This is a genomic window from Pseudomonas sp. AIG, assembly GCF_977020205.1.
This window is the reverse complement of record NZ_CDROCK010000038.1, coordinates 16547-29259: the sequence shown is the minus strand read 5'-3', so window position 1 is coordinate 29259 and position 12713 is coordinate 16547. Positions and strand designations below refer to the sequence as shown.

15 protein-coding genes are annotated in these 12713 nt (G+C 58.8%); 10 read left to right on the top strand and 5 right to left on the bottom strand.

Annotation, left to right across the window (positions count from 1 at the left end; genetic code table 11):
* Positions 1-21 precede the first annotated feature (21 nt).
* The 4 genes from ACWR1S_RS20665 to ACWR1S_RS20650 all read left to right on the top strand — a co-directional run bounded on the left by ACWR1S_RS20665 (position 22) and on the right by ACWR1S_RS20650 (position 4182).
* Positions 22-1053, top strand: a complete 1032-nt coding sequence (locus ACWR1S_RS20665) for an amino acid ABC transporter substrate-binding protein (protein ID WP_007914328.1) — start codon at positions 22-24, stop codon at positions 1051-1053.
* Between the two features lie 66 nt (positions 1054-1119).
* Positions 1120-2301: an amino acid ABC transporter permease gene (locus ACWR1S_RS20660; protein ID WP_454564777.1), complete on the top strand. Its 1182-nt coding sequence runs from the start codon at positions 1120-1122 to the stop codon at positions 2299-2301.
* Between the two features lie 10 nt (positions 2302-2311).
* On the top strand, positions 2312-3406 hold the full coding sequence (locus tag ACWR1S_RS20655; RefSeq protein ID WP_454564776.1) for an amino acid ABC transporter permease: 1095 nt from the start codon (positions 2312-2314) through the stop codon (positions 3404-3406).
* 11 nt (positions 3407-3417) lie between these two features.
* Positions 3418-4182 carry an amino acid ABC transporter ATP-binding protein gene (locus ACWR1S_RS20650; RefSeq protein WP_008080191.1) on the top strand — a complete coding sequence of 255 codons (765 nt, stop codon included), beginning with the start codon at positions 3418-3420 and terminating at the stop codon, positions 4180-4182.
* A gap of 51 nt (positions 4183-4233) precedes the next feature.
* Here ACWR1S_RS20650 and ACWR1S_RS20645 read toward each other — a convergent pair whose 3' ends face one another.
* Both ACWR1S_RS20645 and ACWR1S_RS20640 read right to left on the bottom strand, forming a co-directional pair.
* On the bottom strand, positions 4234-4722 hold the full coding sequence (locus ACWR1S_RS20645; RefSeq protein ID WP_454564775.1) for a type II toxin-antitoxin system MqsA family antitoxin: 489 nt from the start codon (positions 4720-4722) through the stop codon (positions 4234-4236).
* The gene (locus tag ACWR1S_RS20640; protein WP_454564774.1) at positions 4719-5030 is read right to left on the bottom strand and encodes a type II toxin-antitoxin system MqsR family toxin; all 312 of its coding nucleotides are present in this window, start codon (positions 5028-5030) and stop codon (positions 4719-4721) included. Before ACWR1S_RS20640 ends, ACWR1S_RS20645 begins: the two co-directional genes overlap by 4 nt.
* Before the next feature lie 166 nt (positions 5031-5196).
* On the opposite strand from ACWR1S_RS20640, the gene ACWR1S_RS20635 reads away from it, so the two are divergent.
* From ACWR1S_RS20635 to ACWR1S_RS20615, 5 genes are all read left to right on the top strand, one after another.
* Complete coding sequence (locus tag ACWR1S_RS20635; RefSeq protein ID WP_454564773.1) at positions 5197-5856, top strand: FadR/GntR family transcriptional regulator; 660 nt, start codon at positions 5197-5199, stop codon at positions 5854-5856.
* The gene (locus ACWR1S_RS20630; protein WP_454564772.1) at positions 5846-7150 is read left to right on the top strand and encodes a CynX/NimT family MFS transporter; all 1305 of its coding nucleotides are present in this window, start codon (positions 5846-5848) and stop codon (positions 7148-7150) included. The genes ACWR1S_RS20635 and ACWR1S_RS20630 overlap by 11 nt, the downstream gene beginning before the upstream one ends.
* Before the next feature lie 239 nt (positions 7151-7389).
* Entirely contained in the window at positions 7390-7860 is a 471-nt protein-coding gene (locus ACWR1S_RS20625; protein WP_454564771.1) for a nuclear transport factor 2 family protein, read from the top strand.
* 39 nt (positions 7861-7899) lie between these two features.
* Positions 7900-8202 (top strand): GIY-YIG nuclease family protein, encoded by a 303-nt coding sequence (locus ACWR1S_RS20620; protein WP_123595001.1) that lies wholly within the window; start codon positions 7900-7902, stop codon positions 8200-8202.
* Positions 8203-8286: 84 nt separating this feature from the next.
* A complete protein-coding gene (locus tag ACWR1S_RS20615) occupies positions 8287-9222 on the top strand; it encodes a glutathione S-transferase family protein (RefSeq protein WP_454564770.1) in 936 nt (311 codons plus the stop codon).
* Positions 9223-9338: 116 nt separating this feature from the next.
* Here ACWR1S_RS20615 and ACWR1S_RS20610 read toward each other — a convergent pair whose 3' ends face one another.
* Entirely contained in the window at positions 9339-9689 is a 351-nt protein-coding gene (locus tag ACWR1S_RS20610; protein ID WP_034154584.1) for a glutaredoxin family protein, read from the bottom strand.
* The gene (yejK, locus tag ACWR1S_RS20605) at positions 9689-10693 is read right to left on the bottom strand and encodes a nucleoid-associated protein YejK (RefSeq protein WP_007909053.1); all 1005 of its coding nucleotides are present in this window, start codon (positions 10691-10693) and stop codon (positions 9689-9691) included. The genes ACWR1S_RS20610 and yejK overlap by 1 nt, the downstream gene beginning before the upstream one ends.
* 395 nt (positions 10694-11088) lie before the next feature.
* Between yejK and ACWR1S_RS20600 the strand changes: the two genes are divergently transcribed.
* Entirely contained in the window at positions 11089-11370 is a 282-nt protein-coding gene (locus tag ACWR1S_RS20600; protein WP_003221909.1) for an HU family DNA-binding protein, read from the top strand.
* 182 nt (positions 11371-11552) lie between these two features.
* On the opposite strand, the gene rlmF is transcribed toward ACWR1S_RS20600, so the two are convergent.
* Positions 11553-12572, bottom strand: coding sequence for a 23S rRNA (adenine(1618)-N(6))-methyltransferase RlmF (gene rlmF / locus ACWR1S_RS20595; RefSeq protein WP_454564769.1), 1020 nt, complete (start codon positions 12570-12572; stop codon positions 11553-11555).
* Positions 12573-12713: the final 141 nt, after the last annotated feature.

Sequence of the window (12713 nt, the reverse complement as noted above, 5' to 3'; positions counted from 1 at the left end):
AGAGCAAAACTGGAGGTTTGAATGAAGATGTTGAAATCCACTCTGGCGATCGTGACTGCAGCAACAGTACTCGGTGTCAGCGGGTTCGCTCAGGCGGGTGCAACCCTGGATGCAGTGCAGAAGAAAGGTTTCGTGCAGTGTGGCGTGAGCGACGGTCTGCCGGGCTTCTCGGTACCGGACGCAACCGGCAAGATCCTCGGGATCGACGCTGACGTCTGCCGCGCTGTGGCCGCTGCCGTTTTCGGCGACGCGACCAAGGTCAAATTCAGTCAGTTGAACGCCAAGGAGCGCTTCACCGCGCTGCAATCCGGCGAGATCGACATCCTGTCGCGCAACACCACCATGACCAGTTCGCGTGACGCGGGCATGGGCCTGAAATTCCCGGGCTTCATTACCTACTACGACGGCATCGGCTTCCTGGTGAACAACAAGCTGGGCGTGAAAAGTGCCAAAGAGCTGGACGGTGCAACCATCTGCATCCAGGCCGGTACGACCACCGAGCTGAACGTTTCCGACTACTTCCGTGGCAACGGTCTGAAATACACCCCGATCACTTTCGATACCTCCGATGAAAGCGCCAAGTCGCTGGAGTCCGGTCGTTGCGACGTGCTGACCTCCGACAAGTCCCAACTGTTTGCCCAGCGCTCCAAGCTGGCGTCGCCGAAGGACTACGTGGTGCTGCCGGAAACCATTTCCAAAGAACCCCTGGGCCCGGTCGTACGTAACGGCGACGACGAGTGGCTGGCGATCGTGCGTTGGGTTGGCTACGCGCTGCTCAACACCGAAGAAGCCGGCATCACGTCGAAGAACGTCGAAGCTGAAGCCAAGTCGACCAAGAACCCGGACGTCGCCCGTATGCTCGGTGCTGACGGCGAGTACGGCAAAGACCTGAAACTGCCGAAAGACTGGGTTGTGCAGATCGTCAAACAAGTCGGCAACTACGGCGAAATCTTCGAGAAAAACCTCGGCAAGAGCACTCCGCTGGAAATCGACCGCGGCTTGAACGCCCTGTGGAACAACGGCGGCATTCAGTACGCACCACCAGTGCGCTAATGGTTCTATCGCCCGGCGGGCCAACCGCCGGGTGATGTTCTTGTTCCATTTCTTCCGGGGCACTTCATGCAAAATTCAATCGGCGCACCAAAGCAGAGGTTCAGCCTCAGCGATCCACGAGTGCGTGCGTGGCTATTCCAGATCATCACTGTTGTGGCGGTGGTCTCGCTGGGCTGGTACCTGTTCGACAACACGCAAACCAACCTTCAGCACCGGGGCATTACCTCCGGTTTCGGCTTTCTGGAGCGCAGTGCCGGGTTCGGCATCGCTCAACACCTGATCGACTACACCGAAGCGGACAGCTATGCCCGCGTCTTCGTTATCGGTCTGCTCAATACCCTGTTGGTGACCGTGATCGGCGTGGTTCTGGCGACGATCCTCGGGTTCATCATCGGTGTGGCGCGGCTGTCGCAGAACTGGATCATCAGCAAACTGGCGACTGTTTATGTGGAGGTGTTCCGCAACATTCCGCCGCTGCTGCAAATCCTGTTCTGGTACTTCGCGGTGTTCCTGACCATGCCGGGGCCGCGCAACAGCCATAACTTCGGCGACACCTTCTTCGTCAGCAGTCGAGGCCTGAACATGCCGGCCGCACTGGCTGCCGATGGTTTCTGGGCGTTCGTGATCAGCATTGTGCTGGCCATCGTCGGCATCGTGCTGATGTGCCGCTGGGCCAACAAGCGCTTCGAAGCAACCGGCGTTCCGTTCCACAAGTTCTGGGTAGGCCTGGCGATTCTGCTGGTGATCCCGACCTTGTGTGCACTGATCTTTGGCGCCCCGCTGCACTGGGAAATGCCCAAGCTTTCAGGCTTCAACTTCGTCGGTGGCTGGGTGCTGATCCCGGAACTGCTCGCCTTGACCCTGGCCCTGACCGTGTACACCGCGGCGTTCATCGCCGAGATCGTGCGTTCGGGGATCAAGTCGGTCAGCCATGGCCAGACCGAAGCGGCGCGTTCGCTCGGCCTGCGCAACGGCCCGACCCTGCGCAAGGTGATCATTCCGCAAGCCCTGCGCGTGATCATTCCGCCATTGACCAGCCAATACCTGAACCTGGCGAAAAACTCTTCGCTGGCGGCCGGTATCGGTTACCCGGAAATGGTTTCGCTGTTCGCCGGCACCGTGCTCAACCAGACCGGTCAGGCGATCGAAGTGATTGCCATCACCATGAGCGTGTACCTGGCGATCAGTATCAGCATTTCCCTGCTGATGAACTGGTACAACAAGCGCATTGCGCTGATCGAGCGGTAAGGAAAAGCGCATGAGTACTCATACTTTCAAACCCGACATGCCCCCACCGAACAGCAGCATCGGCGTGGTGGCGTGGATGCGCGCGAACATGTTCTCCAGCTGGCTCAACACCCTGCTGACCCTGTTTGCGTTCTACCTGATCTACCTCGTGGTGCCACCGATTCTCAGCTGGGCAATCATTGATGCCAACTGGGTCGGCACCACCCGCGCCGACTGCACCAAGGAAGGCGCCTGCTGGGTGTTTATTCAGCAGCGATTCGGCCAGTTCATGTACGGCTACTACCCGCCGGAACTGCGCTGGCGCGTGGACCTGACCGTGTGGCTGGCGGTCATCGGCGTGGCGCCCCTGTTCATCTCGCGCTTTGCGCATAAAGCGGTGTACGGGCTGAGTTTCCTGGTGCTGTACCCGATCATTGCCTACATCCTGCTGCACGGCGGTTTCGGCCTGAGCAATGTGGCGACCAGCCAGTGGGGCGGCTTGATGCTGACCCTGGTCATTGCGACGGTCGGCATCGCCGGTGCGTTGCCGCTGGGGATTGTGCTGGCGCTGGGCCGTCGTTCGAACATGCCGGCGATTCGTGTGGTCTGCGTGACCTTCATCGAGTTCTGGCGCGGCGTGCCGTTGATCACGGTGCTGTTCATGTCCTCGGTGATGCTGCCGTTGTTCCTGCCTGAAGGCATGAACTTCGACAAGTTGCTGCGGGCGCTGATCGGCGTGATCCTGTTCCAGTCGGCCTATGTGGCTGAGGTGGTGCGCGGTGGTCTGCAAGCGATTCCCAAAGGTCAGTACGAAGCGGCTGCAGCGATGGGCCTCGGTTACTGGCGTTCGATGGGCCTGGTGATTTTGCCGCAAGCTCTGAAGCTGGTGATCCCCGGCATCGTCAATACGTTCATTGCGCTGTTCAAGGACACTAGCCTTGTGATCATCATCGGTCTGTTTGACCTGCTCAACAGCGTCAAACAAGCCGCTGCCGATCCGAAATGGCTGGGCATGGCCACCGAAGGCTACGTGTTCGCCGCCCTGGTGTTCTGGATTTTCTGTTTTGGTATGTCGCGCTATTCCATGCATCTGGAACGCAAGCTCGACACTGGCCACAAGCGTTAGGAGTTCTGTAAATGAGTGAAGCAATCAAAAAGCCTGTAGGTCCTGAAGGCATTATTCAGATGCAGGGCGTCAACAAGTGGTACGGCCAGTTCCACGTGCTGAAAGACATCAACCTCAACGTCAAACAGGGCGAGCGTATCGTCCTGTGCGGCCCGTCGGGGTCCGGCAAATCGACGACGATCCGTTGCCTCAATCGTCTGGAAGAGCACCAGCAGGGCCGCATCGTCGTCGACGGCGTGGAACTGACCAACGACCTCAAACAGATCGAAGCGATCCGCCGTGAAGTCGGCATGGTGTTCCAGCACTTCAACCTGTTCCCGCACCTGACCATTTTGCAGAACTGCACCCTGGCCCCGATGTGGGTGCGCAAGATGCCCAAGCGCAAGGCCGAGGAAATCGCCATGCATTACCTGGAACGCGTACGCATTCCGGAGCAGGCGCATAAATTCCCGGGGCAACTGTCCGGTGGTCAGCAACAGCGTGTGGCGATCGCCCGCGCCCTGTGCATGAAGCCGAAAATCATGCTGTTCGATGAACCGACTTCAGCGCTCGATCCGGAGATGGTGAAGGAAGTACTCGACACCATGATCGGTCTGGCTGAAGACGGCATGACCATGCTCTGCGTGACCCACGAGATGGGCTTTGCCCGTACCGTGGCCAACCGTGTGATCTTCATGGACAAGGGTGAGATCGTTGAACAGGCGGCGCCGAATGACTTCTTCGATAATCCGCAGAATGAGCGGACGAAGTTGTTCTTGAGTCAGATTTTGCATTGATGGTTTGTGGGTAAAACGAACCCGGCCTTGTGCCGGGTTTGTTTTTTGGAGTCAGGAAACGGTGAGGGTTTCGTGTTCCTTGTGCACGGTGTGGGTGAAACCTCGCAGGTCTGCGCCTTCAGCCAAGCTCTGGATATCGACGAGCATGTAGGGATGACGATCCAATAGACGCATCAGCAGCACCAATGCTTTGGGTGGAAGTAACTCGCCGCGTTCGTAGCGAGAGAATGCGTTATGCCCGCCACCAGAGAGCAGTTGCACCGTCTCTTTCTGCGTCAGGTGCAGTTTGCGTCGAATACGTTTCATCTCGGCGCCGATCATTTGTCTGCCAGCGAGAACCAACTCGTCACCGGCATTACAATAACGCTCAGCACTATCGGTGTCGAAATCCCATTCCACTTCACCGCACTTCTGGCACTCCCAACCAGATAGATCGTCTACACGGCGCTCCATGCCTTTGACACTCAGGGTTTCTCCGCGACCCTGGAAATGCCTCATTCCCTCACGTGCACCGCAGCTGACACATTGCTGGGTTTTCATGGGTTTTTCTCCTTGAAGGAGATTACCGGTGGGCTGCCGCCGGGGCGGTAGGTCACCTTGACGTAAATCTCCTGATCTCGTGAATTGATGTGATACACGTCTTGCCAGATTCGATGATCGTCATAAGTAGTCATCGATTTGTACAACATCCTGGTTTGTAGCTCGAAAACGATCTCTAGCATTTCGCTGAGGTTGAAGCCGAGCTTCTCCGCTGATTTGACCGAAGCTTTGGTGAACGCTTTTTGACCTAACCGCCTCACCTCAGCCTTGATTACCGCCAGCTCATAATGGGGTGTGTTCTTTTCCATAAGAAACCAAAACCCTGTCCCTGAAATTACCCTTAAAGGGTAATTTTGACCAATCGAAAATGCCGCTCCATGTGTCTCCGATTGACCCTAGGTGGTTGCCGTCCTACACGGGTCTGACTAACATGTCAGAAAATTCATCCGATGATTGGATGAAAGGGCGAATCCTATGTCAGACATTTCTCCACTCATCAAACGATCCCTGGTCGATCAGGCCCTGGATCAACTTCGTCAGCGCATCAACAGCGGTGCCTGGCAGGTCGGCGAGCGATTGCCGACCGAACCCGAGCTCTGCGCCGAGCTGGGCATCAGCCGCAACACCGTGCGTGAAGCCATGCGCGTGTTGGCGTTTTCCGGGCTGATCGAGATTCGTCAGGGCGACGGCAGTTACCTGCGCGCAGTGGTTGATCCGATGGATACCCTGAAAGCGCTGTCGCAATGCTCGCTGGAACAGGCACGGGAAACCCGGCACATCCTCGAAGTCGAGGCCATCGGCCTGGCAGCATTGCGCCGCACCGACGAAGACCTCGTCGCATTGCGCGACGCGCTCGGCACCAGCGGCAGCCACTATCACGGCGACCTCGACACCTACATCGCCTGCGATCTGGTGTTCCACCGCCGTCTGGTCGACGCCGCGCACAACCCGACCCTCAGCGAGTTGTATCGCTATTTTTCCAGCATCGTCGGCGCGCAATTGCGCCAGACCCTGAACATCGTCCCGCGCCGTCAGGAAGTGTTCGACCTGCACATCGAGTTGCTTGATGCGGTCGAGCAACGCGACCCGGAACGGGCCAAAGCCTTGTCGAGACAGTTGATCAATGAACCTTGAAACCGAGAAATCCATGTCCCGCAGTGAGATATCCACAACCCCCAAACGTACGGCAGAACTTGAAGAGCTGCTGATCGACGCCGAGGCTGACGACGAGCAAGTGCAACAAAGCCATCCGCTGGTGCGCCGGCCGTGGTTGTTGCTGCTCGGCTTGATTCTGGTCGCGCTGAATTTGCGCCCGGCGCTGTCGAGCATGGCGCCGCTGCTCAGCGATGTGTCGAAAAGCCTTGGCTTGTCGGCGGCTCAGGCCGGTTTGCTGACCACACTGCCGGTGCTCTGCCTCGGTTTGTTCGCACCGCTGGCGCCGATTCTGGCACGGCGTTTTGGCGCTGAACGGGTGGTGCTGGGGATCCTGCTGACACTGGCTGGCGGGATCATTTTGCGCAGCAACTTTGGCGAGATCGGATTGTTCGCTGGCAGCGTATTGGGCGGCGCGAGCATCGGCATCGTCGGCGTGCTTTTGCCGGGCATCGTCAAACGCGATTTCGCCAAACATGCCGGCACCATGACTGGCGTCTACACCATGGCCCTGTGTCTGGGCGCGGCGATGGCGGCCGGTTCCAGCGTGCCGTTAAGCGAGCATTTTGGTGGCAGTTGGGCGATGGGCCTGGGCTTTTGGGTGATTCCAGCTTTGGTGGCGGCGGTGTTCTGGCTGCCGCAAGTCGGGCAAAAGCATGGCGCGCACAACGTCGCCTATCGCGTGCGCGGTCTGCTGCGTGATCCGCTGGCCTGGCAGGTGACCTTGTACATGGGCCTGCAGTCTTCGCTGGCCTATATCGTCTTCGGCTGGTTGCCGTCGATCCTGATCGGTCGTGGCCTGACGCCAACCCAGGCCGGTCTGGTGTTGTCCGGTTCGGTGATTATTCAACTTGCCAGTTCTCTGGCCGCGCCGTGGCTGGCGACCCGTGGCAAGGATCAGCGTCTGGCAATCGTGGTGGTCATGGCGCTGACCCTTAGCGGTCTGTTCGGCTGCCTGTACGCGCCGATCGAGGGCCTGTGGGGCTGGGCGATTCTGCTGGGGCTGGGGCAGGGCGGTACGTTCAGTCTGGCGCTGACGTTGATCGTGCTGCGTTCGCGCGATTCCCATGTCGCGGCGAACCTGTCGAGCATGTCTCAGGGCTTCGGCTATACGCTGGCGTCGATGGGACCGTTCGCCGTGGGTGTGGTGCATGACTGGACGGGTGGCTGGAATGCTGTGGGCTGGATCTTTGGCATCATTGGCACCGGCGCGATCATCGCCGGCCTTGGCGCCGGGCGTGCGCTGTACGTGCAAGTGCAAAGCGAAAGAATCTGACGCGTAACCCTTTTTTGGGGGCAGTGATATCCAATGTGGGAGCGAGCTTGCTCGCGAAGACGGTGGTTCAGGCACAGATCATGCTGAATGTGCCGGCCTCTTCGCGAGCAAGCTCGCTCCCACAGTTTTTTGGGGCGCCTTGAAGATCTTGCGTGGTATTCGCTGGGCGAATGCCGATAGTGTTTCTGCGCATTGCGGATTATCGTGCTGGCACTCTGTACCTAATTTGGAGTTTGCCCATGAGTGAAGCCCACGCAGCGTTGATTACCCGCTTCTACCAGGCCTTCCAGCGCCTCGATGCCGAAGCCATGGCCGCCTGCTACACCGACGACGTGGTGTTCAGCGATCCGGCCTTCGGCGAACTGCGCGGGCGCGATGCCGGCGACATGTGGCGCATGCTCACCACCCGCGCCAAAGACTTCTCGCTGACCTTCGACAACGTCCGCGCCGACGAGCGCAGCGGCGGCGCACATTGGATCGCGACCTACCTGTTCAGCCAGACCGGCAACATCGTCATCAACGATATCCAGGCCCGTTTCGTCTTCCGTGACGGCAAGATCTGCGAGCACCACGATCACTTCGATCTGTGGCGCTGGTCGCGTCAGGCCCTTGGTTTCAAAGGCCTTCTGCTCGGCTGGACGCCGCTGGTGCGCAACGCCGTACGCGCTCAGGCGCTGAAGGGACTGAAGGCATTTCAGGCCGGTCGCTGATAAGATCGCCGCCTGTTTCCTACACGTCTTGATCCCGAAGTGACCAGCCTTAGCGAAAAATCCGTCGACGCTGCCGAACCAGTGAGCAAGTCCTGGTTCGTCTATCTCGTTCGCGCAGCCAATGGCTCTTTGTATTGCGGGATCAGCGACGATCCGGTGCGCCGTTTCGCCAAACATCAAAGCGGCAAAGGCGCGCGGTTCTTCCTCTCCAGCCCGGCGATGGCGCTGGTTTATACCGAGCTGTGCCGCGATAAGAGCGATGCACTGCGTCAAGAACGCCTGATCAAAAAACTCAGAAAGAGCGCCAAGGAATGCCTGGTCGCGTCTTATCAATCTGACTGATCAGTTCCCATCAGCCAGATCTGTAGGCTGCTAAGCAAATGCACGCTAAGCTGCTGGCTCACTATCTGAGCGGCGGAGCCGAGCATGTCCGAGTTGATTCTGCATCATTACCCGACCTCTCCATTTGCCGAGAAGGCCCGCCTGCTGCTGGGTTTCAAAGGCTTGTCGTGGCGCTCGGTGCACATCTCGCCGGTGATGCCGAAACCGGATCTGACCGCCCTGACCGGTGGCTACCGCAAGACACCTGTATTGCAGATCGGTGCCGACATCTATTGCGACACTTCGCTGATCGCCCGTCGTCTGGAGCAGGAAAAGGCGTTGCCGGCGTTCTTCCCCGAAGGTCAGGAATTTACCGCTGCCAGTTTTGCCGCGTGGGCTGATTCAGTGGTGTTCCAGCATGCGGTGAGCCTGGTGTTTCAGCCGGAATCGGTGGCGGTGCGTTTCGCCAAGTTGCCGCCGGAAGCGATCAAAGCTTTTATTGCCGACCGCGCCGGTCTGTTCAGTGGTGGCAGCGCCACGCGTTTGTCTGCCGAACAAGCCAAGCATCAGTGGCCGACGATCATGGCGCGGCTGGAGCAGCAGTTGCAGCGCGAGCAGGGCGACTTCCTGTTCGGCGAGCCGTCGATTGCCGACTTTGCACTGGCGCATCCCATGTGGTTCCTGAAAGCCACGCATGTCACGGCTCCACTGGTGGATGAGTATCCGGCAGTTTCGGCTTGGTTGGGCCGAGTATTGGGCTTTGGCCATGGCGCAGCCAGTGCGATGACGTCGGAAGAGGCGCTTGAGGTGGCACGCAGCGCGACACCGGCGGCATTGCGGGATGAGCAGTTTGTTGATCCGAACGGCTTCAAGACTGGCCAGCAGGTGGCAATCTCGGCGACCGATTACGGCGTTGATCCGGTGGTGGGTGAGCTGCTGTTTGCCGGCAGCGAAGAGCTGATCATTCGTCGTGAAGACGAGCGTGGCGGTGTGGTGCATGTGCACTTCCCGCGATTCGGCTTCCGTATCGAAGCACGCTGATCTCTCAAGTCTGATGCAAAACTTTGTAGGAGTGAGCCTGCTCGCGATAGCGGTGTGTCAATCGGCGGATTTATCGACTGACACACCGCTATCGCGAGCAGGCTCACTCCTACAGGTTATTTCAGGGCGGCGAGGATTTCGTCCGGGTCGAATCCGCGAATCAGCGTGCCGTTGACGTCGATCAACGGAATCCCGCGCCCACCCAATGCCTCGTACGCCTTGCGTGCCTCGGCATCCTTCTCGATATCGAACTCCTTGAAGGGAATCCCCTTGCTGTCGAGAAAGCGCTTGGTCTGCTTGCAGTAGCCGCACCAGTCGGTGGCGTAAAGCACGACATTGGCCTGCGCCCGGGTCTGCTCTGCAACCATCTGCGACGGATTGAACACCCGCTCGATCTTGCCCCAGTTCTGATAAACCACGACCACCAGCAGAACCAGCGCGACCTTCTTCAGCACATTGCCGAGCATCAGTTACGGCGCTTCAGCTGATCGGTGAGCGAGGTTGGCAGGCCTTTGATCACCAGGGTGCCAGCTTCTTCGTCGTATTCGATCTTCGAGCCCAACAGGTGCGCTTCAAAGCTGATCGAAAGGCCCTCGGCGCGGCCGGTGAAGCGGCGAAATTGATTCAAGGTGCGTTTGTCCGCCGGAATCTCTGGCGACAGACCGTAGTCCTTGTTGCGAATGTGATCGTAAAAGGCTTTCGGACGCTCTTCATCGATCAGCTCGGAGAGTTCTTCCAGGCCCATTGGCTCGCCGAGTTTGGCCTGGCTGCTGGCGTAGTCGACCAACGTCTTGGTCTTCTCGCGGGCGGATTCTTCCGGCAGGTCTTCGCTTTCCACGAAGTCGCTGAACGCCTTGAGCAGCGTGCGCGTCTCGCCCGGCCCGTCGACACCTTCCTGGCAGCCGATGAAGTCGCGGAAGTATTCCGAGACCTTTTTGCCGTTCTTGCCCTTGATGAACGAGATGTACTGCTTGGACTGCTTGTTGTTCTGCCACTCGGAGACGTTGATGCGCGCCGCCAGGTGCAACTGGCCGAGGTCGAGGTGGCGCGACGGGGTCACGTCCAGCTCGTCAGTCACCGCCACGCCTTCGCTGTGGTGCAGCAGGGCGATCGCCAGGTAATCGGTCATGCCTTGCTGATAGTGAGCGAACAGCACATGGCCGCCGACGGACAGGTTCGATTCCTCCATCAACTTTTGCAGGTGCTCGACCGCGACTTTGCTGAACGCGGTGAAATCCTTGCCGCCTTCCATGTATTCCTTCAGCCAGCCGCTGAACGGGAATGCGCCGGACTCTGGATGAAACAGGCCCCAGGCTTTGCCCTGTTTGGCGTTATAGCTCTCGTTGAGGTCGGCGAGCATGTTTTCGATGGCTGCAGACTCGGCCAGTTCCGTGTCACGGGCGTGCAGAACTGCGGGCGTGCCGTCGGGTTTTTTGTCGATCAGGTGGACGATGCAATGACGGATCGGCATGGGCTTCTCGGCTGTTGGAAGGGAGGAGGGCAGGCTCCCCCGAAAAAGCGCCCAGTGTACCGCAACCATTGGTTTTGGCGCGGGTTGTAGGGCAAAACCGGGGCGCGCACTGACGCATATGCAGTTTTTTACCGATTTAGAGCAATAAAGCTGACCAAATGGGTAGCTAGAGGCGGATATTTCCCCGTCTCTGTGCTAGTTTTGCCCGGTCTTACGCGAAGTCACTGCGTTAAGCGTGCAATCAGCATTTGTCAGGTCGAACCAAACCCTGATTTCGGTATCTATAACCCGACTCGTCGTGGTTATCGCCGAGGGTGCCAGATCCAGAAGATCGGGCTCGATGGCTGACACTGCACTCTGCAATCCATATGAATTTGATAGGGAAGGAACACTACATGGCTCTTACTAAAGACCAACTGATCGCCGACATCGCTGAAGCTATCGACGCGCCGAAAACCACCGCGCGTAACGCTCTGGACCAACTGGGCCAAATCGTTGCCGATCAGCTGGAAAACGGCGGCGAAATCACCTTGCCAGGTATCGGCAAGCTGAAAGTGACCGAGCGTCCTGCCCGCACTGGCCGTAACCCTTCGACTGGCGCTGCCATCGAAATCCCTGCAAAGAAAGTGATCAAGCTGGTTGTGGCCAAAGGCCTGACCGACGCTGTGAACAAGTAAGACGCAGCGATAAAAAAACCGTGCTCCGGAGCGATCCGGGCACGGTTTTTTTGTGTCTGCGATTTGACGCGTTACCACTGTAGGAGCTGCGGCACGCTGCGATCTTTTGATTTTGTGTTTGAAAATCAATCAAGATCAAAAGATCGCAGCGTGCCGCAGCTCCTACAGGGGGCCGAGCGGGGTTAGCGAACCCAGCGCTCGCGGCGCCAGATCTGCTGCTCGGACTTGGTCTGGAACGTCCAGGCCACAAAGCGGCTCTGCTTCTGCCCTTGCGACATCTCCACCACCTGGCTTTCCAGCACGCCGGCCTTTTTCAGTGCGGTTTCGATCGCGGGCAGGTTCGAGGCTTTCGACACCAGTGTGCTGAACCACAGCACTTTGTGCTGGAAGTTCGCGCTCTCGGCGATCAGTTGCGTCACGAAACGCGCTTCGCCGCCTTCACACCACAGCTCCGCCGACTGGCCACCGAAGTTCAGCACCGGCAGTTTGCGTTTCGGGTCGGCACGGCCCAGTGCGCGCCACTTGCGCTCGCTGCCCTTGGTCGCTTCGTCCATCGAGGCGTGGAACGGCGGGTTGCACATGGTCAGGTCGAAACGCTCACCTGGCTCCAGCAAGCCAATCAGGATGTGCTTGCGGTTTTCCTGTTGGCGCAGCTGGATGACCTTGCTCAGGTCGTTGGACTGAACGATGGCCTTGGCAGCAGCCACGGCCGTCGGGTCGATCTCCGAACCGAGGAAGTGCCAACGGTATTCGCTGTTACCGATCAGCGGATACACGCAGTTGGCGCCCATGCCGATGTCCAGCACGTTGACGATCGCGCCGCGTGGCACCTTGCCGTCGTTCATGCTCGCCAGCAAATCCGCAAGGAAGTGCACGTAATCGGCACGACCCGGCACAGGTGGGCAGAGGTAGTCTGCCGGGATGTCCCAATGCTGGATGCCATAAAACGACTTGAGCAGCGCCCGGTTGAACACGCGCACCGCATCGGGGCTGGCGAAGTCGATGCTTTCCTTGCCGTACGGGTTGGTGATCACGAACTTCGCCAGTTCCGGCGTGGTTTTGATCAGCGCCGGGAAGTCGTAACGACCCTGATGGCGATTGCGCGGGTGCAGGCTGGCCTTTTCACGCGGCTCGACGCTCTTGGCCGGGGTCGCGGAGTCAGGCTTCTTGCGCGCAGGTTTTGGGGTGCGGGGGGCGTTCATGGGCGTGGTCGATTCGGGTATGGCTGAAAGTGGCGGGTATTGTCCCACATCCAGCCGCTGCGAACTCAATATCAGCAACACCACCGATCTCTGTGGGAGCGAGCTTGCTCGCGAAAGCGTCCTCTCAGTCAACATCACTTT